This is a genomic window from Ruegeria sp. HKCCD6119, assembly GCF_013110585.1.
Classification (GTDB): Bacteria; Pseudomonadota; Alphaproteobacteria; order Rhodobacterales; family Rhodobacteraceae; genus Ruegeria.
On sequence record NZ_WVQV01000003.1, the window covers coordinates 301,303 to 322,848 of the forward strand.

Below are 21,546 nucleotides of genomic sequence, written 5' to 3' on the forward strand. Positions count from 1 at the left end.
ATAGCAATCACTATATCCTTAGTTGCCAGAAAGATTGGAGATTTCCGATTTGCGGTTAAACTGAATTATGAAAGCGATCACAGGGAAGCAAATGAGAACTTGGCTGTTTAGGATAATTGGACTCGTTGCGCTACTCGCTTTTGCAGCAATCGCTTTTGTTTGGTTGCTACTTGCTGCGCCGTTGTTCTCAGATATGCGACGCAACCTTGTGGAAAAGGCTCTTTCGGAACAAATTGGGCAGCCGCTTCTGGTCAACGACGATGTTAGCGTCGCACTAGGTCGCATTACCCACATCTATGTCGGCGGTGTGGTCATCCCGAGCGAGACACTGCCAGAGACCTCTCTTGCAGAATTGAAACTGCTTGAACTGGAACTGGACGTTGCCGCCTTGGCCAACGGACGTCTGCACTTTGACAACCTTTTGGTGGACGGTCTTCAGGCTAACTTTCTTACAGCCACGGATGGGACAACAAGCTGGCGAAAAAGCCGACCAATGCCAACGCCTCAAACCAACGGGTCGCTTGCAGAGGACAATCAGGACGCTGAGGCCGAACTCGAAACGTCCGAAGTTGGTGGCAAAGAAAACAGTGGGATTCTTACTTTTCTCAGCGACAAGAACGTCAATTTCACATCAATCGGGTTAAACATCGACGACAAGGTCTCGGGCTTCTCATTTGTGTTTGACCTTCAGTCGCTTGCGCTTGAACAAGTAGATAACGGAAAAAGAACAAAGGTCTCTGGTTCCGGCTCGGTCAACGGTCAAGGTTTTGAAATCAAGGGCGACTATCCCCATGACGCGCCGTTTACGACGAGAGCCAACTTTGGAGAAATGACTGTCCGCTACGATGGCGAGCCATTCGCGGAAGACGAAGGTGGCGGTTATCGGGCTGTCCTGGAGATGGATACTGGCGAATTCGGTGACTTTCTCGATGTCATGGGATTGGAACGCGTTCTGGAAGGTAATGGCCAGTTGCAAGCTGAGCTTGTGTCTCAGGACGCCCTAAAGATCGAAGCATTTACTACAACCGTAAGCCTTGAAGATGGGCAAAAACTCGAAGCTGAAGGTTCGATAGATGACCTCTATACAGCTAAAGGCGTCGATCTGCTTTTCAATGCGCGCCTTCACCCAGAGGGGCAGCCGCCTCAAGCAGCAAAGAGTATCCAAGATCTGAAGTTCACTGGCTTTGAAATGCATATGGTTGGATCCCTCGCCTCCTTCGAATTCGAGAAGCTACTGTTCGAAACCAACGCCTTTGACCAAGGGTTGGACGTGATCGGCCCAGCCTCTATCGAGAGCATTCGCCGCATGCCGGATGGCCGCCTCGCGATGTTGGGCATTACCTTGCAAGCCGGCCCAATTGAGGAGCCGGTGCTAAAAGCCCAAGGCGAAATACTCGACCTGCTTCAGCTTCAGGACGTGAGCTTCGATGGCATGCTGAATGGGCCTGCCAAGTTGATTTTGCCCAATCTCGACGAAGGTTTTGTCGACCAGTTTGGCGGTATTAAGGCGGACTTCAGCATATCCAATGCGGGAGGCCCGGTATCACTAAATAGGTTCAACGCGACCAGCTATGACACCGATCTTTGGGCGCTCGACCTTGCGTTGTCGGTCAATGAGCTCAAAGGGCTGGCCGGGCTTGATTTCGACGTGAACCTGGATGTGGGCGATGGTGCTCAGTTTCTGAACGCGCTCAACCTGCAACCTATCGACATTGGCGCACTCGGCATTGATGCTGAAACCTCAAAGCAGGGCGAGGACTTTAATGCTGCAATCGAGTTCGAAGCTGGCTCCTCGCAGCTTCTAGCGGCTTTCGATGCAAAATTTCCGGATGGCTCTTCTGTTGTTCGCGGCAACGTTACCAGCGAGAGGCTCGATCTCAACGACCTGAAGAACCTGACTGCCGTGCTGGACCAATTCAAAAGCCTGGTAGGGGAAACCCCAAAAGAACCTGAAGCCGAAGTTCAGCCTTTGGTTTTGTCGAAGGAGACAAACGTCCAGCCCTTGGTGTTGCCAAAGGAAAAAGGGAAGCCTGCCGATCTTCTGGATGTGCAACGCGTGCTGCGAGAAGCTGACGTCGAGGTACAGATCGAATTCGAAGAGATTGTAGGCCAGCAAGGCGTAACATCTGTTTCCAGCCAATTGTCTGCAAAAGACGGAACCGTGGATTTCGGACCTCTTCAGATGGCTTATGGCGGCGGAACCTTCAGCCTGCGGGCGGTCATGGATCTGATTGACTCACCTGATTGGCTTTCATTGTCGGGGTCGACCTCAGGGTGGGAGTTCGGTGAGATCCTTGATGAGTTAGGGATTGGAATTGATGCCTACGGGCGTTTGAGTGGTGAATTCAACGTTTCGGGTAGTACCGCCTCGGGCAAGGCCTTCATCAACTCCATGCGCGGCAAAGCGTCTTTGTCGATGTCGCAAGGTTACATTAGTACCAGTCTTCTTGAGTTGGCCGGGCTAGGTATTTTCCCTTGGCTGTTTTCAGAAGAGTTCAGACAAGGCTACACCGACATCACTTGCGTGGTTGCTCCGGTTGATATTCAGGCCGGGCGGGTCAGTTCAAACTCCATCGTCATTGAAACAGCATCTGTTCAGTTGGTGGCCAGGGGACAAGTGGACTGGCTGAACGATACGATTGCAATACGAGCGGAGCCACGGCGCGTGGGCAAACCCCTTTCCCGCAGCGCTTGGCCGTTTGATGTGACAGGTCAGCTTTCATCACCGAAGTTCAAGCTGGATGTGGGTGGGTCTAGGAACAAGGCTCCAGAGGGCGCTGATGCAATGCCAGTAAACAGGCAACCTTGCGTGCCAGACATCAACCAATTGCAGTAATCGGTCGCGACCTAATTCTTCAGCGGATCTGGCTGCTCCGCCTGACACGCCAGAACGGCCTCAATGGCTTTTGCGGATCCGCTTAAATCGAGTTCGACTTCGGCTCCGCTTTCGCCAATGATCGTAACGCTTTGGCGTTTTCCAAACTCGGTTACAAATGCCGGATTGTCGAAAAATGCGTAGCCACCGGGCACGCCATTCTTGTAGACACCTACGGCCTCACCTTCGAACTGCGCATCACCAAAATCAAATCTTACTATGCCTGTCGCACCGTCCTCGACTTGAACCCAGGCCGGATTGTAGGCGGCAAAAAAGCCGCCAGCCTGGTTTGGTGCAGCGCCAATTTCTACTGTCATATCGTCTTCAAAGGCTCTCCACGCGAGACAACCGTTGCCTTTTTCTGGATCGATGAGAATTGCCCAGTCGCCGGACTCACCCCACTGTTCCATCCCGGCTGCGTGAACAAACCCAGGCAGAAGCACTACAGTTGCGGAAAGTACCCACTTGATCATCCGGAGCCTCGCTGAGTTCTGAAGATTTCTTGTTTGATTCTAATCATTGCTCAATATCAATCAATCCAATCCGACGACGGCGGTGTTGCGTTTTTGAAGTTTCATAGATGACCCTGACGAGTTGTTAGTCAGATATGTGAGCAAGCTCACACTCAATCAGCTGAAGGTATTTTGGGTTCCGGTGGGTCAGCGATGTAAGACGGAGTCATTATTTGAGTTTCGTTTTCATTAAAAACATCGACAATGTTCTCGCGAAGATCCAACAAAATTTTGGTAAACTCGATCCACGAGAAGTGTACGCGTTCATTTCATAGTTGATCGCGTAATCTGCCAACTGGGTCCAAAGCACAAATGGCTCTGGGCTCTTTCTCAACCCTTGCGTTCGGTGTGCCGCCTCAATCAGCATCGCTTTGATTTTCTTGGGAGGCTCCTCGTAGCCAATCCCCACCGTCGTGTGCACCAATAGCCCCCGACCATCCACTTTTCGTGAGTAGTTCACAACTTCGGAATTGAGCAGCAGGGCATTTGGAATACATATCATCTCGTTTTTGATCGATTTGATGAGTGTTTCCTTCAGTTTGATCTCTGTTACGTCGCCGATCTTGTCACCGACCTTAAGCCACAGGAGCTGGTTTGTTCGATGGGTTCTCTGTGGCACGCAAACTTATGGGCAAATCGTGCAAAGTTATGCATAAACAAAGCGCAGAGTTATGGGCAATCTTCCAAGATTTTCTTCAATGAAATAAATGTTGGGAATGCAGCGTAATAAGCGGATTTACACATGCGTAGGTGCGCGCATAGCACTGCGGATACCCCATAGTTTTGCGGTATCCGCCCATAGTTCTGCGGGTTAGTTGGTTGGTTTTGAACGGGTGGCTCGGCGTTGGCGTGTCTTCATCGAATCGGCCATACTGTCATGCAGGCGGGCCTGCTCAAATCGAAAAGTGGCTACAGGGAAGCCACCCGATATCTACCTGATGGTACATCGCCCGCCGTTCTTCATGGGAAGCAAGCTCGGTGTGAAGCTGGAATGGCGCTTGAGGAAAACAAAGAACTCGCCCAAGGGCGAGGCACTGGCCAGGCATCTTCTGGCAGAGTGGGATCTGGAACTTGGTCGGTTGATCGTCTTGATGAAAGCCGGGTTCCATTGGATCGTGGGCTCTACTTCTCCTGCCGCCCCGGCGATCAAGACAGGGTCACGGTGAGAATTTTCATGAAATGGCTCAAATCGTTTTAAGCTCTGGTTCCGGCCCAAGCCTCGGGAATGCCGTTATTGGTCAATGCCTTGCGAAGGCCCGTCTGGTTTGCATATCGGAAATTGCAAGCCTGCTTGCGGGGCCTCTATGGGCTGCAATCGGTCACTGTGTCAAAACAGGCAGCTTAATCCTTTGGATCTTTCCAGATGGACCCTTTGGCAAGTCTTGCAACAAGTGCACCTTATCAGGTGATTTGAAGGCACCCAGCCGTTGGACGCATATCGCGATGAGTTGGTCGGATGAAACGCTTGACCCGGTTCGCAATTTGACGGCGGCCTCAACGCGTTCACCGTAGGTTTTGCAAGGGCGTGCAAATGCGGCAGCCTCGATCACGTCAGGGTGCGAATATAGAGCTTCGTCGATTTCACGAGGGGCGATGTTTTCTCCGCCCTTTATGATCAGCTCTTTCAAACGGCCGGTCACGAAGAAGTACCCGTCTTCGTCCATATGCCCTAGGTCTCCGGTGCGCAGCCAGCCATCGGGCGTGAATGTCGCGCGCGTGGCATCCGGGTTCTTCAGATATTCTCTCATCAAATTGGGGCCGCGTACGGCGATTTCGCCCTTGGTGTTTGGCGGCAGGGGGGTCAGATCTGCCGACAGGATACATGCCTCGTTGCCGTAAGCTTTGCCCGGCGACCCAATCTTGCGGACGCCCGGCGGCAGCGGGTTGGACAAGATCTGTGCGGCTGTTTCCGTCAGGCCCATTGTTTCGACGATGGGGACTTCAAAACGGGTTTCGAACGCGGTTTGTACATCTGGTGCAAGCGGCGAGGATGCCGAGCGGCCGAAACGAAGGCGTGCTCTGGTTTCCTGCGCGGGTGTCAATTCGGAATGCAGCAAGTGCGAAATGATGGTCGGCACCACCGAAAACCACGTGGTTTTGGCGCTCTGGCACTGGTCCCAGAATTTGCGCGTTGAAAACTTTTCGGCCACGGCCAGGGAACCGCCGGAAACAAGCGCGCTCAGCACGGTCACGCAGAGCCCGTTGATGTGATAGATCGGAAGCACGCAAAGACCACGATCCGCCGGTGTCAGCTTGTGCGCAACGGTAGGGGTCCATCCGCCTGCCAGCAGGCTGAAGTGACTGTGCACGACCCCCTTCGGGCGACCGGTTGTCCCTGAGGTATACATGAGCAGCGCGTCGTCATCGGGACCAAGCGCATGGAGATCAGGGGCCTTATCGAAACGAGAGGCTGAATACCGCGTCATCTCTTTGGGGCGAACTCTGTCGAACAGATCGGCCTGCGCGTCGCCGACAAACGCAATTCGTGCGTCGCAATGGCCCAGCGCATATCCAATGGCCTCGTCCCCGGCGACAAGGTTGATGACCGTTGCGCGGAACCCGCCATAGAGCACGCCGTAAAGGCATTCGATCGCCTCGCGCCCATTTGGTTGAAGGATGGCAACGCTGGCCCCCTTGTCCAATCCCTGCGCGGTCAGATTTTCGGCCAGTTTTCGTGCCCGATCCCTCAGGGATGACCAGGTTAGCGCAGCTTCTCCGTCGAAAAACAGATAAGCATCACGATCACCGATGGTGCTTGCGCGTTCGTCCAGCCAGCTGCGGATTGTCCCGCCTGGGGGCGTCTGATCGTCCATACTCATGTCCCCGCATCAGCCCAATAATCCGCGAAGATATCTTCGACGGAAGGTTCGATCGCCGGGATTTCACGGATGACTTTGGTGCTTTGGACAAAGTGTTTCCAATGCAGGTTCTCATCAATCGCATTGCCACCCCAGCTGCCACACCCCATCGAAAGCGAGAAAGGCATGCCGTTGTTGAATGACCCTCCGGTCGCAAAGGTGTGAGCCTGATTGACGATTACGCGGCAGGTGGGCATCGAGGCACCCAACGCCACCGCACGGGCATCATCGGCGGTGTGTATCCCGATGGAATGCCCCGCGCCCTGATACCGCAAGATTTGAGCGGCAATGGCTTGGGCGTCCTCGAAATCGTTTGCACGATAGAGCGCAGCCACGCGGCTTAGTTTCTCACCCGAAAGCGGATGATCCGGACCGATCCCCTTGGTTTCAACTGCAAGGAACCTTGTGTTTTCAGGCACCTGACCAACCATGCCCAGTGCCTTGATCATCTTGTCGGCGTCCTGTGCGATCACTTCGCGGCTCAGATGCCCATCCGGCCAAAGCTTTGAGACGATCTGGTTTTCGTCCTTCACCAATGCGCCTCCTTCATCGGCAAGGGCTGCGACGAAATCATCATAGATTGCGTCGACGGCGATGATTGCGTTCTCGGACGAACAGGAGGTCGCATTGTCGAAAGTCTTGGAGGCCGTGATCTTCCGGGCAGCGGCCTTCAGGTCAGCTGTCTCATCGACGATCACGGTGACATTGCCCGCACCGACGGCCACCGCAGGGGTGCCGCATGTCTGTGCGCGGTGCACATTGTTTTGACTGCCGGTGCAGATCACCCGGTCGCAGAGCTCCATCATCGCCTGAGTCTTGGCCTTGGAACCCGGCGGGGGAATCATCTGGACCAGATCGTGATCCAGCCCCAGTTTGTCGAACTCGGCATGAATGTAACGCAAAAGCAGCTCGCAGCTTGCAACGCCTTTGGGTGACGGGGCGACAACAACCGAGTTGCCGCATTTCAACGCGTTGATGATGTTGTTGGCGGGTGTGGCTGCCGGGTTCGTCGACGGCACCACGGCGCCAATCACCCCGATTGGGCGCGCAATCTCGGTGATGCCGGTACTTGCATCCTCATGGATGATCCCATGGGTTCTGACGTCTTTTATGTCGCGCATCAGGCCAAGGGTCTTGCGATGGTTCTTGATCACCTTGTCCGGCACGTTGCCCAGTCCTGTCGTCTTGACCGCAAGTTCGGCCAAAGCCCTGTTGCGTGAAGGCTCCATGATCGCCCAGGCGGCGGCAGCTGCTGCGCGGTCATAGCGCGTCTGGGTGGCGCCGGTTTCGTATTCTTTCTGAGCGGTGCGCGCACGGGTCATGATCAAACTGACTTGGGCGATGTCATCATGTGCATTCATCATTGAATTCCTATTGGTGGGGACAGGGCGGAAACCGCCCCATCCTGTGCCACTGCTCAAATCGTTACAGACCCGCCAGAAGCTCTTGCAGGGTTTCCTGACGTGCGGCCCACATCTGTTGAACCTCTTCGCGGGTCATGACGTGCATGGGTGATCCACCGGCTTTCATTTTTCCTGCCACCCGCGCGTTTTTGAACATTTCCGGGACTGTAGCGGCCAGTTTGTCGATGACCTCTGGCGGGGTGCCCTTGGGGACCATGACGCCGCGGAAATTCACGCTGGCATTGTCGATGTCAAAGCCTTGCTCTTTCAGTGTGGGGACGTCCGGCAGGAACGCGCTGCGTTCCAGATCGAACACGCCAAGGATTTTGACATTTCCGGCTTCCTGTGCGCGGAACGCATCGGACAGGTTGTTCACGCCGCCCATGACGTCGCCTGCAATCACGGCTTTCATGGCCGCCGCACCGCCGCCCTTGGTCGGGATGTACGCCATTTTGACCCCGGCTTCCTTCTCAAGCTGCAAAGCGGCGATGTGGTGCCCGACGAACAGGCCCGCACCCGAAAAGGTCAGCTTCCCCGGGTTTTCCTTGGCATAGTTCACCACCTCCTGCATGGAATTGAAGGGGCTGTCCTTGGCCACGACGAATACCGCAGGATCCGCCCCCCAGTTGGCGATGGGCTCAAAGCTGTCTGCCGAATATTCAACGCCGCCCTTGATCGACTGGGCGATGAAATGCGGGATGTTGTAAGCCGCCAGCGTATAGCCATCAGCCTCGGCCTGTGTCGCAAACCAGTTCCAGCCGACACGGCCACCGGCCCCCGGCTTGTTGATGATCGCGATGGGCATTCCAAGCGCGTCTTCATTTCCCGCAGTCATGGTGACGATGCGCGCCTGAAAGTCGGTGGCGCCACCCGCACCGTAACTGACCATCATCATGATCGGGCGTTCGGGGTAGTCCTGCGCGACGGCCGCGCCACCGGTCAGGGACATCAGCGCCAGTGCAGCGCCTGCCAGTAGATGTTTCATTTCAGATCCTCCCTTGGATTTGCGTAAGCCGCTTTTCGCGCGGTCTTTTTCAGAAAAATACTTCTCGTGGCGTGTAAACTTTGAGGAGCATGGCGAAGAGCCCATACATTACGGCCAAATACCCGATCGTGATGATCACACGCCTAGTCCAGGTTTTGATTTCGCCATGCGGTGCAGGGTCATAGAAGCTGAGCAGCAAGAAGAATGTGATCGTTCCGGCGGTGTAAAACCCAAGCGCCTTGGCGGCCCAAAAGATGTAGATGAGCGCGATAATCAGTCCTGGCAGAAGCCAAATGAAATCCTTGCGCGAGACGCCGTTGCCCACCTTGGTCCAGCCCAGAAGCGCCTTGGCAAACGTCCACAGGGCCAGAACGACAAACACAGTCGAAATCAGGCGTGGGAACAAGAAAGCTTCGGCCGGTTGCTGGGTATAGCTGACCCATGCCACCCAGATCCCGACGGCAGCAATGACGCCGGACGCCACAATATGTTGCGCGCGTGGAAGACTGACGGAACTCATGCCATGATCTCCTCTTTTGATGTGTAGCGACGATTGCGAAGCTCCATCCAGACCGAATAGGCGATCGAAGCGATGACGATTGCGATCAGAACGATATTCAGCGTTCCGGTCAGGAAATAGCTGGCCATCCCTTCGCTGGCCCCTGCAATCATCGAACCTTGAATGAAGTTCGCCTCGGCAATCGGGCCAAGGATCAGGCCAAGCACCAGTGGCGCAGCTGAAAAGCCAAAACGCTCAAGAAAGTACATCATGACGCCAAGTGCCGCCATGACATAGACGTCGCCCATGCTGGACTGTACCGAATAGCTTCCGAAGACAGCCAGGCCCAGAACAACTGCGGCCATGACGCTCTGCGGTACCTGCGCCACCCGGGCGGCAAGGCCCGCGACATAAAGACCGAAGATGCACATCAACACCTGCCCGATCAGCATCGAATTTATGAAGGTCCAGGCAACATCCGGGTGGTTGTCGAAAAGGTCCGTGCCGGGAAAAATCCCGTGGATCAACAGGCCGCCCAGCAGCACCGCCGCAGTCGGCGACCCCGGGATCGAGAGCGTCAAAAGCGGAACAAGGCTGGGGCCGACCATGGCGTTGTTCGCGCTTTCCGCTGCGATCACGCCTTCGCTGTGGCCCTTTCCGAATTTCTCGCGCTCGGGACTGAACTTCTTGGTCTGGTCATAGGCGACCAAACCCGCGATCTGTCCACCGACGCCCGGGATCAGCCCGATGACCGAGCCGGTAATGGTGCCGATGCTCAGTGCCCTCGGGCGGCGCAGAAGCTCACGCACCGCATCCATGATCGAGTGCTTTTCGACTTCGATCACTTCGGCATTTGCCGTGTTGCGGCCCTTGGCGAACATGGTCAGGACCTGAGGAATTGCAAAAAGCCCGATGAGCGCGGCGATGATGTTGATGCCGCCACCAAGCGCCGGGTGGAAGATGAACCGTTGCGCGCCCATGATGTCATCGAACCCAATGGTCGCAAGCCAAAGACCGATGCATCCCGACAGCAACCCTTTGACAACGGATGCACTATCCAGCGATCCGATGACGGTTACGCCCAGGATGGCGAGCCAGAACAGGTGGCTTGGTCCAAAGGCCAACGCCCATTGCGCAAGAACCGGTGTCAGGAAGATGAGCAGAAGCACTCCGATCACCCCCCCAACGGCAGACGCCAGAAAGCTCAGCTGCAACGCCTGTGCGCCCTTGCCCTGCTTGGCCATCGTATGCCCATCCAACGTCGTGGCGATGTTTGCGGGCGCTCCGGGAATTTTCAGAAGGATGGCGCTGACCGCGCCGCCGGCGACCGTCGAGGTATAGGCCGCGCCAAGAAGGATCAGCCCCTGAACGGGTGCCAGATGAAACGTGAATGGGATCAGCAGGGCCACGGCCATGGTGGGTGACAGTCCGGGGGTTGCCCCCAAAATCAGCCCGCCAATCGTTCCCAAGAGCAACAGCCCGAACGAGACCGGTGTGAAGACATCTCCGAAGTAATACAGAAATTCCACGTTGCATCCCTGTGTTTGTTTGCGCGTTGACATTTTAGGCTAAGAGATGAAAATAGTTTTGCAAATGTTTTCATAAATAGCCTCGATCGAACGAAAGTTATGAATAAAAAACATATGGATAAGCCGGATATTGTCGCTGTCGCAAAGGCTGCCGGTGTTTCCATCTCGACGGTTTCGAGAAGCTTCAATCACCCGGAATTGCTCAAGCCGGCGACTCGGAAAAAGATAGACCGGGCGGTGCAGAAGCTTGGATATATTCGCAACCGAGCCGCGCAAGTCATGCACGGCCGACGCAGCGGAACTGTCGGGCTGGTGGTGCCGACAATCGACAACGCCATCTTCGCTGAACTGATCCAATCCTTTTCGGATGGGCTGGACCAGCATGGTTTCACGATGTTGATTGCTTCGCACGGGTTCGATCTGGAGCGCGAATACAAGATGCTGCGCAAACTGATGGAGCATCGCGTTGACGGGCTTGCGCTTATCGGGCTTGAACACTCGGAATCGACGTATCAATTGATCGAACAACAGGGTGTTCCGACGATTGCAATCTGGAACTATGACGATGAAGCGCGATTGTCTTGCGTGGGTGTTCAGAATTCTGAAGCTGGCCGTTTGTCCGCACGCCACTTGCTGGATTTGGGACACCGCGACATAGGTTTGATCTTTCCCGACCCTGCCGGGAATGATCGCGCATATGACCGGTTGCACGGCGCCTTGGAAGAATTGGGATTGGAACGGATCGAGGTTCCCGAACAATGGCGCCTGGAAGCCCCCTATAGCATTTTGGAAGCCAAACGCGCTTGCATAAGCTTGTTGGATCATTCACCACGTCCTACCGCTATTTTATGCGGCAATGACATTATCGCTCAGGGCGTGCTGTACGCAGCAAAACACTGCGGTGTGCGTGTTCCTGAAGACCTGTCCGTCATGGGAATCGGAGATTTCAAAGGCTCAAGCGAAATCGAACCGTCCCTCTCGACCATTCGCATCCCAGCCAAGCGCATTGGCGCCCTGTCCGCAGAATTGATCACAAGCATTGTCGCAGAGCATTCCGAAAAGATCACGACGACCAAGTGCGACCTGAAAGTGCTGACCAGGGCATCGACGTCCACCCCATCAGGAGCGCCGTCCAGATAAATCTCGGGACTTCCTTAACCGAAACAAGTTCCGAGACCTGTATTTTGGACCGGGCGGTGTCGAAACATCAGCGCCGAAAGTCTGTTCTTCTGGTTTGTTGCCAATCAAATACCGATTTTGAGAAGGTCGGTATTCCGCGTCGACCGTGTTTTGCGCTTGTCGAAATACGCTCAAAGAAGTCCCTTGACCGAACATCTGGATCGCAGCATCGCCCATGACTCTTGAACGTTCGGCGCGGGGCTGTTCCGAGGCCACTTGATCTTTCTGAAGCGGCCAATCCATCAATCTTCAATCAGTGAAGAATCGTCGCCGTCGTTCGATGTTCTTTCGCGGCTTCCTGCCTTTCTGGATCGCCGTGGGCTCTTGGGAACATGGTCGTCGTTCAACGCTTTTTCGACCAGCCAAGTCGCGTGGTGATCCGGGAAACCATATGGGTTTCAATGCGCCCTTTCTGGATATGAAAAACCGTTGGCCGTCGTCCCACTTCTGACAAAAGTCTTCTTGGTCGTTGATCAGATATGAGGGGGCTGACCCAAAGGCTGACAAAGCTCGGATTACTTTGGCGTCGAACTTGAGATCAAGAAGAGTTTCGGCCGAAATCTCATAGTCGACAATCAAACTGTTGGTGGCGACAAGCAGCTTACCGTTGATCAGATGAACCCATTCCTCGACGAGATTCCCTTTTCGCTTCACAAAAAAAGGGAGCAAGAAGCTGAGGCCCTTGATCAAATCCGACGGCAAGGGAAACCTCTCTTCTCCCAGTCAAATCGACTGGACAGGCTGAGAGTACGGAATCGTGTTTTCCACCTACTGAGCAAAGATGCCCCCTGTACGGCGGAACGCTAAAGCCCTGATGTAGCGGGATTTTGGCGCACCCTGGAAATTTTTCACTGAGTCGCCGGCACGTTTAAACGACGGGGCAACGAAACCGCGAACGTTAGAAAAACGTTTGAAAATTCGAAACGCACATCGCCGGCGATGCGAAATTATTTGTTCATTTTCAATGATTTCAAATGGTGCCCCCACACGGACTCGAACCGCGGACCTACTGATTACAAATCAGTTGCTCTACCAGCTGAGCTATAGGGGCACTGGCTGTCGATTACTTCCTCTGGCAGTGGACTGCAAGCCTGAATTTTAGCCCAAACTTAGACATTGCCCGATTTCCTGAGAACGTGCAAAAAAACGCTGAATTCATCCGTTGCAAATATCTCGCGTGTGGTAACGGACGCGGCTATGCAGAAAAGCCAAGGGGTAAAGGAAAAAATGCAGGTTGCCATCCACGCCGGTGTTGCCTTTTCGGATGAAGGGCTGGTGATGTCCTCGCTTGGTGCGAACAGGAGCGTACTGGCCAAGTACCAAACTGCGGTTCTGGGGCCGCGTCGGTCCCGGCTATTCGTCAAAGTGATGTCTGAATCGATTCTGCAGGATGTATCTGATGCAGACGCACGGAACAGATTGTCCGAGCTTGTTGCCGGAAACCAGAATCTGGACCGCGTGGTTGTGTCGAGCGACAAGTTCTTTGGCCCCAGGCGCACCGCGCTGCAAGACGGCCAGATCTATCCGTTTGCGGGGAATAGAACGGCCCATGCGGACACTCTGCTGGACGGCGTGCAGGTTCAAGTGTTTGCAGGGCTGGTGAACCCCGGGGTTTTTATTCCAAAGATTCTGGCCTCGATCCATGAGGACCATCGGCGGGACATTCTGGCCAGCACCGATTTAAGCTGCCTCAGCTGGCTTGGCATGATCGAAGACCTGCGGGATCTTGCGCCTCAGGTTCAGCTCACCTTGTGGGAACACGAGAATTCGCCGCTTATCTGGGGCGATATCGTCCGCGCCATAGCGGGATTGCCTGATGAGGCTGTGCTTCATGAAGAGTTTGCATTCCTGTCCTCCCTTTTGACAGAAGCCGGACAACGTCATGTATTGGACATCGTGAGAAAAGGGGACGCCATCGATCCCGGCCGCCGACGTGAAGAGATGGCAAATATTCTGGACGAATACGCCCGACCGGAGCAGATCGAAGAAGAGCTCGACTTGCCGGGCTGGAATTCCGATATAGTTGAAGCGTTCACAGAGCTTTACGAGCAAGATCTGGCCACGATCCGGTCCATGCCGGACGTCCGTGTTTTGCAAATCTGATCGATTTGCGCAGTTTCGTTGGATTGGGTGCATAACTGCGCGAAGGAAACTTTTTCGACGATTCAAGCGTGAGGGCAGGAACGCATGCCAATTTGGGGCCCTGCCGAATATCAGGCCAGGAACTGGTGGTCTTGCGGCGACGCGTTGATATGTAAAATCCGGCCGATCAACGGATTAATCTGACGGACCATGGCGTTCGACCAAATCGATCATCCGGTTTGCCGCGGAATGGCAACATCTGACCGGTTCAATTGTTTGGCGCAATTCATCAGGCAGCAAAGTAGTCTCGCAATACCCCGTTGAACAGCTCGGCTTTTTCCAGATGCGCCGCATGTGCAGAGTTTGGTATCACCGCGAGGTTTGCATTCGGGATGGATTGCCACAACTGTTCCGTCTGACTCCATGGGTAGGTGCGATCACGATCCCCCCAGATAATCAGCGTCTTGGTCTTGATTGCCGGCAGGTTTTCAGCGCCGCTCCAGGAATGCATCGCATCCAAACCAGCGAGCATGGCCTTCAGGTTGCTTTTCTGGGCTATCGTGGCGCAAAGTTCATATTCCAAAGCATTTTCGCGTTCGAGAAACCAGGTTGCCGCAATCCGTCGCGCCGTCACTTTCGGCCCGTCTGCACAGGCACGGGTTTTCGAGGTGTCGATGGTCTCAAACCGCCCGGGCAGCACACCGACGGAGCCGGTGCCATAAAGAACCAAACGGTCAACACGCTCGGGCGCGCGCGCAACCATTTCCTGCGCGACCATTCCACCCATCGAGTGGCCAACCAGGTGGAATGTCTCGATGTCGCGCGCCTTCAGCTCATTCAGAGCCCAGTCCGCGAATCCCGAGATGCTGCAAAACGCGTCACGTTGCGCATTTTCGCCAAAACCCGGCAGATCCAGCGTGATGACATCGTAACCTTTCAGGGCCTCGACCTGCCGCTGCCATTGCCGACTGCCGCCCAGGAACCCGTGAATAAACACGATGGGTGTCATTTCCGGCCGCCCTGTACAATCCGATCGAGGATCATGGCACAGAACAGGATTGAGAACCCCGCAAGAATACCCTGGCCCACATTCGCGTATTGCAACGCTTCAAGAACATCCTCGCCCAGCCCTTTGGCACCGATCAGAGACGCAACAACAACCATTGCCAGTGACAACATGATTGTCTGATTGATCCCCGCCCGGATCGACGGGCTTGCCAGCGGCAAGTCGACTTTGGTGAGCAGGTACCATTTGTTGGCGCCGAAACTGATCGCCGCCTCGCGCACGCTTTCGGGCACGCCACGCAAGCCGAGAACGGTCAGGCGCACCACGGGCGTACCACCGAAAATCATCGTGACCACAACCGCCGCCGGCTTGCCGACACCAAAAAACGCGATCACGGGGACCATGAAAACAAAGGCGGGCATGGTTTGCATGAAATCCATGATCGGCTGGATGAAAGCGTAGAACCGAGGGCGACGCGCCGCGAACATGCCCAGTGGAATTCCGATGACAATCGACAGGCATGCCGCTGTCCCCAACAAGGCCAGCGTGGTCATTGCGCCCTCCCAAAAGCCCAACAGCCCCATATAGGCCAGAAACGCGCCCGAATAGATTGCCGTGCTGACACCCGCAGTCAGCCATGTCAGCAGAATGATGAGACTGGCGATCACGATCCAAGGCGTCTGCACCAAGATGACCTCAAGCGCGTCCAGCAGGGTACGGATGCCGAATGTCAGCCCGTCAAAGAACGCTTCGCTGTTGCGCACGCACCAGGCGATGAAATCTTCCACCCAGGTGATGCTGGTCAGGCGGATATTGGGGTCTGTCGGGAAATGGCTGAGCAACGAGAAACGCCCCGGAAAGCTGTAATGCATCATCGCCGCAGCAACGATCAGCGCCATGAAGATCGCGCTGAACACGATCTGCGATACCGGCATTGCAGATCGGATTGAACGATCTGACAGCCATTCCGAGAAACGCGACTCGAGCGCCCAATTTGCCACCTGAGACTGAACAAGCTTGACGATGATCAGAATGATCAGGCCGGTCAGAACAATGTAAGGCCCTTCAGCGGCCATTGCTTCGACTTCGGCGCGGATGCCGCCTATGTTTTCCTCGAGCGAGTCCACCGTTCGCTGATAGACATCGATCTTGTCCGAGTTGTTTTCGATGGCAGCGGCCAACTGCTGACGGCGCAGCTCAAGCGTCCCTTCAATTGACGCGATGCGTTCCATTGCCTCGGCCGCCAGGTCGCCGAACAACCCGCGCGCGATCTGCACATAGGCTATTGTTTCCAGGATCAGAAATGGCAACGCCCATGACCACAAGCCCCGCGCGCCGAACCAGACCGGGCCAAACAACCCGGCCATCAGATTGAAAGTCGGCGTAAAGCGGGACGACGCGCCGATCTTGTCGAAGTTGCGGATGTAATAGTCGGGGCTGGTGCGAACAAAGGCCCGGATGTTTTCGCGCCGCTCTTCGGCATATGCTTGGGCTGCTTCGCTCTCGGTATCTTCCAGCGGGTTCACATCTGAAGACCTCATGACACTTCGGTTCCTTCGATCACGGTGCGCAACAGATCGGCACGGGTTATGACGCCAACATCCTCGCCGCCGTCCTCCACAAGGATCGCGCTGTCGGTGTCGATTGCCAGATTGATCAGCGTGCTCAGGTTTTCGCCTTCATTCACACGCGGGGCATCCGAGGGCAGAGGACCGTGGGTCGCGACATGTTCCGGTATGGGCCGCATGACGGCGTGGGCACGCACCACCTTGAGCCTTGAGATACCCGCCACGAAATCGGCGACATAGTCGTCGGCGGGGTTCATGACGATGTCTTCGGCCGTCCCGATCTGCACCACCTTGCCGTCGCGCATGATTGCGATCCGGTTCCCGATACGGACGGCTTCATCCAAATCATGGGTGATGAAGATCGTCGACTTTTTCAGGATTTTACTCAGTCGAATGAACTCATCCTGCAATTGCCGCCGGATCAACGGGTCCAACGCCGAGAACGGTTCGTCCATCAACAACACATCCGGGTTCGCTGCCAGTGCCCGGGCAAGGCCCACACGTTGCTGCATACCCCCGGACAGCTCGTGTGCGAATTTCGATCCCCAGGCTCCGAGTTCGACGATATCCAGAATAGCAGCGGCCTGACGCATGCGTTCATTCTTGCTGACCTGCCGGATCTCCAGCGGCATTGCGACATTGTCCAGCACAGACCGATGCGGCATCAGCGCAAAGTTCTGAAACACCATGCCAATCTTGTTGTTGCGAAACTGCTGAAGCTCTTTCGGGCCCAGGGCCATCACGTCAGTGCCTTCGATTTCGATCTTGCCTGCGGTGGGTTCCAACAGCCGGTTGAAATGGCGAACCAGAGTGGACTTCCCGCTGCCTGACAGGCCCATGATGCAGAATATCTCGCCCCGGTTGACCGAAAGACTGACATCCGCGACGCCGACAACGCAGTTGTATTCCGCCAGCACCTGGGCCTTGTCCAATCCACGGTCGCGGATTGCCTGCAGCGCCACCTCGGGCCTGCCCCCGAAAATCTTCCAGACATTCGAGATTTCAATAACGGTATCGTCGCTCATAAGTCCCCCAGAGGTGCGCATTTGGGTGGCGCCGTCCATTGCCGCCACCCTGTTTTGGGACGAAAGATCAGAGACCCAGCCAGGCGTCGACTCGATCCGGGTTCGCTTCGACCCATTCACGGGCAACGTCCGCCGGGTCGCGGCCCTTGCCGCTGATCTCATAGGCGAACCCGCTGACATCATCCGCCGTCAATGCGAAATTCGCCAAGAAATCGGCAATCGCCGGAGAACGCTCTGGCAGCGTGTTGGACCACGCAATCTGCACGTTCTTGAGCGCGTCCTTGGTCGCAACATTGGATTTGTTGTACCAGTCCGGGTCATCAGACGGTTGGACCATCACGTATTTTGCCGGGTCGTATTGTGGCTCGGTCAACATCTGGACGTCGAACATGTACCAGACAGCATGCGGCTTGTAGCAATAAAAGGCGTAGCCTTCGCCCTTGGCGATGCTGTCCTTGATCCGCGCGGTTTTCACGCTTTCCTCGGCGCGTATCGGCTCAATGAAATCAAGCAGGCCGTAATCGCGGGTTTTGACTTCGTTCACGTTGGCCGAAGCCCAACCTGGCGCGCCAATCCACATTTCACCTTTGCCATTGCCGTCACTGTCCATCAATGCGGCCACATCCGGGCGGCCCAGATCGGCGATGTCGGTGATGTTGTTGGCTTCACCAAAGTCTTTGCTGACGCAGAAACCCTGATTACCCTCGTAGGGGTTCGATGACAGAGTGACGGTGCCCGCTTCGTCCACATATTTCTTGGTGAAGCTTTCCTGGTTGGGCAGCCAAACGTCGGGATGAACGTCGATATCGCCCTTGCCCTGATCCATCGCCTGAAAGATTGTGGCGTTGTTGCCGGGCACATATTCCACTTTGCCCCCGATGCGCATTTCCACGACCGCGCCCAGCACATGGGCAATCGCTTGTGCACCGGTCCAGGATGGCACGCCGATTTTCACCTCTTCGGCTGCGAATGCCGGTACAGCGCAGACGCTGACCACAGCAGCCATCCCCAGCTTTTTCAGATTGGTTCTCATGGTCTTCTCCTCTGTTGAAATGCGCCGTGGTTCGGCGTCGTTCTTTCCGTCGTTCGATTTTCCCGTCGCGCAATAGGGGGGCGCCAACATGCCTTTGGCGACACATTCGGACGGAAGGCTGAAACAAGACCAACCGCCAGACCCTGCCCGGAAGTCTAGAACAGGAGCTTTTCCGAGAGCCAATTCGAACATTTCATCAAACTATTCTTTTTCTGCATAATTTTCTGTATCCTTGCTGAAGATGCTCTTTCACAAGCGGGGATACGCATTGGATCTGAATTGGTTACGCGATTTTGAATGCCTCGCCCGGACCTTGAACTTCACCCGTGCGTCTGATGAACGTAACATCACGCAATCCGCATTCAGTCGCAGAATCAAAGCGTTGGAAAGCTGGGTGGGGCTGCCTTTGGTCAATCGGGCAACCTATCCGGTGCAATTGACCGAGGCCGGCAAACAATTCCTGCCTGTTGCCCAGGCGGCAATTTCACAGCTGTCTGAATCCCGCCAATCCCTGCGGGACGCCGACCGGGGCGACAGTCGGTTCATCCGGTTTTCGGTTCTGCACACCATTGCGGTTAATTTTTTGGCGACCCGCATAGAAGAGTTGCAGAAGCAGATCCCGGAATTGCGCACGCGCGTCCTGTCCGATTCTCTGAGCACCTGCTGTGATCTTTTGGTCGAAGGCGCGGTGGATATCCTGCTGTGCTACTATCACCATACTGTCTCGCCCATGATCGACGAAACCGCGTTCGAGCGTAAGGATCTGTTGAAGGACCGTCTGATACCGGTGGCTGCCGCACAGCCGGTTCGGACACTGGGTTGGGATTTGTCCCGGCAGGATGGCCCGCCGATCCCTTATCTGGCCTATGACCGATCGTCCTTCTTGGGCATGGTCGTTGAAAACACCGTTGACCGGAAACCCCAGAATACCGAAACGATATATGTCGATAGCCTCGTCGAAACGATCAAGCGAAGATTGATGACTGGCAGCGGATTTGCCTGGATGCCCGAAACGTCGATCTCGGCGGAGCTGGATCAGGGGTTGCTGGTGCCGATCGGTGACGATGCATGGTGTGCAACGTTGACGATTTCAGCCTTTTCCAATCCGGCCAGCTTGGATCAGATCGCGCACCAGCTTTGGCAGCGTTTGTGACCGGACGGATTCGTTTTGGCGCACCGACCGGCCGTTGAACGGAAAATGCGCCTTTACCTCGTATGCCGGCCCGTCTGAGAAAAATTGACGATCGCGCGGACCAGCAGATCGATCGTATCCACTGCATTGGCGTCATCCGCGACGCTGTCGGCAATGAGGGAGAATTCAGAGCAAGCGACAAACTGCAAGTCCGCCCCCGCCTTGACCAAGGCCCTTGAGGACGCTCGCAGCGTTTCGCGCGCCTTGTCGCTTTGGCCGTTGACCTTGATCGCGCGGATCGCCGCCAGCATTGCGTCGTCATCCGTTGGCCAAACGGTTGACAGCCCGCGCGCGTGCAGGGCTGTTTCGAAAAGACAAGTACGGCGCACCGCCGGAGAAGCGAGCACACCAACGCACCCACCCTTCCCGAGTGTCCCGACGGCGTGATCCGCGGCCAGTTCAACCATGTTCAACAGCGGAACGGTCACGGCATCGGTGATCGCCTTGGCATAGTGATGCGCCGTGTTGCAGGGCATTGCCAGCGCCATGGCGCCGGCATCCTGAAGACGTCGCGCCATCGCCGCCAGTGTCGGCCCCGGATATTCGCCCGCCCCTTCGATCAAATGCGCGATCCGTGACGGGACCTGAGTGTTCATGTCGATCAAAAGCGGAATGTGGTCCCGGTCGTCGCTCACCGGCACAGCCTCGACCAGCTTGCGCTGGAGGAGGATCGTTGCCTCAGGGCCCATGCCGCCAAGAATGCCGATGGGGCGCAGTGTCATTGCTCAGATATTCACCCAGCGGTCTTTGTGATCGAAGGCAAAGTCATACCCCGCCAAGGCCGCCGCGCCACCCGTGTGAAGGAAAACGACCCGCTGGTCTTTGAATTCGCCTTTGCGCGCCAGATCGATCAGGCCCGCCGCACCCTTGGCCGAGTAGCAGGGATCCAGAAGGATACCTTCCAATTCGGCAAACATCTGGATCGCTTCGATGCCGCTTTCAGTGGGCAGGCCATAGCCTTCGCCGACATAGTCGGTATTGGCCATGACATCTTCACGCTTTACCACGCCCGCGCACCCCAGCTTTTCGGCGGTCTTGCAGGCGAGGTCGTACACCATCTGTTCCTGCTTTGGCCGAGGTGCCCTTGTCCCGATGCCAAGCACCGGCACCTGCGCATTCATGGCGCACATTCCCGTCACCAAACCTGCCTGCGTACCGGACGACCCGGTTGCGTGTACCAGCCGGTCAATCCGCAATCCGCTGTCATTGGCCTGACCCAACAGTTCAAAGGCCGCGTTTACATAGCCCAGCGCCCCGGTCGGGTTCGAGCCGCCGCCGGGAATGACATAGACATTGCGGCCTTCTGCCCGTTTCTTCGCGGCAGCCTTTTCCATTTCGCCCGGCATATCGTGACCCCCGGGAAACTTCTGGGTGGTCGCGCCGTGCAAGTGGTCCAGCAGGACATTGCCGTTTGTATTGTAGTTGCCATCTTGATAGCCGGTGCGATCTTCCAGAAGAATATGGCAATCAAGGCCCAGCTTGGCGGCAAACGCTGCGGTTTGTCGACCGTGGTTGGTTTGAGTGGCACCTTGCGTCATCACCATGTCGGCGCCCTGCGCTTCCGCTTCGGCCATCAGAAATTCCAGCTTGCGGGTCTTGTTGCCGCCGGTTGACATGCCGGTGCAATCGTCGCGCTTGATCCAGATTTCCACCCCCAGTTCTTTGGAAAGCCGCTTCATCGGTTCAAGCGGTGTCGGAAGATGGGCGAGGTGAAGGCGGGGAAAGCGCGCAAGATGCATGTCACAATTCCTAATATTGATTTTCGTCAATTTACGCTGTGTGTTGCCGCTCTTCTAATTC

At 55.8% G+C, this 21,546-nt stretch carries 18 protein-coding genes and 1 tRNA gene; 5 read left to right on the top strand and 14 right to left on the bottom strand.

The features are described from left to right. Window positions 1-67 precede the first annotated feature (67 nt). Window positions 68-2,836, top strand: coding sequence for an AsmA family protein (locus tag GS611_RS11460; RefSeq protein ID WP_253284994.1), 2,769 nt, complete (start codon window positions 68-70; stop codon window positions 2,834-2,836). Window positions 2,837-2,847: 11 nt separating this feature from the next. Here the strand turns inward: GS611_RS11460 and GS611_RS11465 are convergent, their stop codons facing one another. Both GS611_RS11465 and GS611_RS11470 read right to left on the bottom strand, forming a co-directional pair. Continuing rightward, window positions 2,848-3,348, bottom strand: coding sequence for a hypothetical protein (locus GS611_RS11465; RefSeq protein ID WP_171635706.1), 501 nt, complete (start codon window positions 3,346-3,348; stop codon window positions 2,848-2,850). A 208-nt stretch (window positions 3,349-3,556) separates the two neighbouring features. After that, on the bottom strand, window positions 3,557-4,006 hold the full coding sequence (locus tag GS611_RS11470) for a mechanosensitive ion channel domain-containing protein (RefSeq protein ID WP_371732248.1): 450 nt from the start codon (window positions 4,004-4,006) through the stop codon (window positions 3,557-3,559). 319 nt (window positions 4,007-4,325) lie between these two features. On the opposite strand from GS611_RS11470, the gene GS611_RS21130 reads away from it, so the two are divergent. After that, the gene (locus tag GS611_RS21130; RefSeq protein WP_245218079.1) at window positions 4,326-4,553 is read left to right on the top strand and encodes a hypothetical protein; all 228 of its coding nucleotides are present in this window, start codon (window positions 4,326-4,328) and stop codon (window positions 4,551-4,553) included. Window positions 4,554-4,706: 153 nt separating this feature from the next. Here the strand turns inward: GS611_RS21130 and GS611_RS11480 are convergent, their stop codons facing one another. The 5 genes from GS611_RS11480 to GS611_RS11500 form a co-directional block, all read right to left on the bottom strand. Next, window positions 4,707-6,206: an AMP-binding protein gene (locus GS611_RS11480; protein ID WP_171635708.1), complete on the bottom strand. Its 1,500-nt coding sequence runs from the start codon at window positions 6,204-6,206 to the stop codon at window positions 4,707-4,709. After that, complete coding sequence (locus GS611_RS11485; protein WP_171635711.1) at window positions 6,203-7,606, bottom strand: aldehyde dehydrogenase family protein; 1,404 nt, start codon at window positions 7,604-7,606, stop codon at window positions 6,203-6,205. Before GS611_RS11485 ends, GS611_RS11480 begins: the two co-directional genes overlap by 4 nt. 64 nt (window positions 7,607-7,670) lie before the next feature. Then, the gene (locus GS611_RS11490; RefSeq protein WP_171635713.1) at window positions 7,671-8,633 is read right to left on the bottom strand and encodes a tripartite tricarboxylate transporter substrate binding protein; all 963 of its coding nucleotides are present in this window, start codon (window positions 8,631-8,633) and stop codon (window positions 7,671-7,673) included. 49 nt (window positions 8,634-8,682) lie between these two features. After that, complete coding sequence (locus GS611_RS11495; RefSeq protein WP_171635715.1) at window positions 8,683-9,153, bottom strand: tripartite tricarboxylate transporter TctB family protein; 471 nt, start codon at window positions 9,151-9,153, stop codon at window positions 8,683-8,685. Continuing rightward, entirely contained in the window at window positions 9,150-10,661 is a 1,512-nt protein-coding gene (locus GS611_RS11500) for a tripartite tricarboxylate transporter permease (protein WP_171635718.1), read from the bottom strand. Before GS611_RS11500 ends, GS611_RS11495 begins: the two co-directional genes overlap by 4 nt. Window positions 10,662-10,760: 99 nt before the next feature. On the opposite strand from GS611_RS11500, the gene GS611_RS11505 reads away from it, so the two are divergent. Further along, window positions 10,761-11,801 carry a LacI family DNA-binding transcriptional regulator gene (locus GS611_RS11505; RefSeq protein ID WP_171635720.1) on the top strand — a complete coding sequence of 347 codons (1,041 nt, stop codon included), beginning with the start codon at window positions 10,761-10,763 and terminating at the stop codon, window positions 11,799-11,801. Between the two features lie 1,014 nt (window positions 11,802-12,815). Here GS611_RS11505 and GS611_RS11510 read toward each other — a convergent pair. Further along, window positions 12,816-12,891, bottom strand: a tRNA-Thr gene (locus GS611_RS11510). 146 nt (window positions 12,892-13,037) lie between these two features. Between GS611_RS11510 and GS611_RS11515 the strand changes: the two genes are divergently transcribed. After that, window positions 13,038-13,943, top strand: a complete 906-nt coding sequence (locus GS611_RS11515; RefSeq protein WP_171635722.1) for a hypothetical protein — start codon at window positions 13,038-13,040, stop codon at window positions 13,941-13,943. A 268-nt stretch (window positions 13,944-14,211) separates the two neighbouring features. Here GS611_RS11515 and GS611_RS11520 read toward each other — a convergent pair whose 3' ends face one another. The 4 genes from GS611_RS11520 to GS611_RS11535 all read right to left on the bottom strand — a co-directional run bounded on the left by GS611_RS11520 (window position 14,212) and on the right by GS611_RS11535 (window position 18,554). Continuing rightward, entirely contained in the window at window positions 14,212-14,931 is a 720-nt protein-coding gene (locus tag GS611_RS11520; protein ID WP_171635724.1) for an alpha/beta fold hydrolase, read from the bottom strand. Further along, the gene (locus tag GS611_RS11525) at window positions 14,928-16,469 is read right to left on the bottom strand and encodes an ABC transporter permease subunit (protein ID WP_171635727.1); all 1,542 of its coding nucleotides are present in this window, start codon (window positions 16,467-16,469) and stop codon (window positions 14,928-14,930) included. Before GS611_RS11525 ends, GS611_RS11520 begins: the two co-directional genes overlap by 4 nt. Further along, complete coding sequence (locus GS611_RS11530) at window positions 16,466-17,521, bottom strand: glycine betaine/L-proline ABC transporter ATP-binding protein (RefSeq protein ID WP_171635729.1); 1,056 nt, start codon at window positions 17,519-17,521, stop codon at window positions 16,466-16,468. The genes GS611_RS11525 and GS611_RS11530 overlap by 4 nt, the downstream gene beginning before the upstream one ends. Window positions 17,522-17,588: 67 nt before the next feature. Beyond that, on the bottom strand, window positions 17,589-18,554 hold the full coding sequence (locus GS611_RS11535; protein WP_171635731.1) for a glycine betaine ABC transporter substrate-binding protein: 966 nt from the start codon (window positions 18,552-18,554) through the stop codon (window positions 17,589-17,591). Window positions 18,555-18,822: 268 nt separating this feature from the next. Here GS611_RS11535 and GS611_RS11540 point away from each other — a divergent pair, with 268 nt between their 5' ends. After that, on the top strand, window positions 18,823-19,707 hold the full coding sequence (locus tag GS611_RS11540) for a LysR family transcriptional regulator (protein WP_171635733.1): 885 nt from the start codon (window positions 18,823-18,825) through the stop codon (window positions 19,705-19,707). A gap of 53 nt (window positions 19,708-19,760) precedes the next feature. On the opposite strand, the gene GS611_RS11545 is transcribed toward GS611_RS11540, so the two are convergent. After that, window positions 19,761-20,468, bottom strand: a complete 708-nt coding sequence (locus GS611_RS11545; protein ID WP_171635735.1) for an aspartate/glutamate racemase family protein — start codon at window positions 20,466-20,468, stop codon at window positions 19,761-19,763. A 3-nt stretch (window positions 20,469-20,471) separates the two neighbouring features. After that, a complete protein-coding gene (locus GS611_RS11550) occupies window positions 20,472-21,485 on the bottom strand; it encodes a D-cysteine desulfhydrase (RefSeq protein WP_171635738.1) in 1,014 nt (337 codons plus the stop codon). Window positions 21,486-21,546 lie beyond the last annotated feature (61 nt).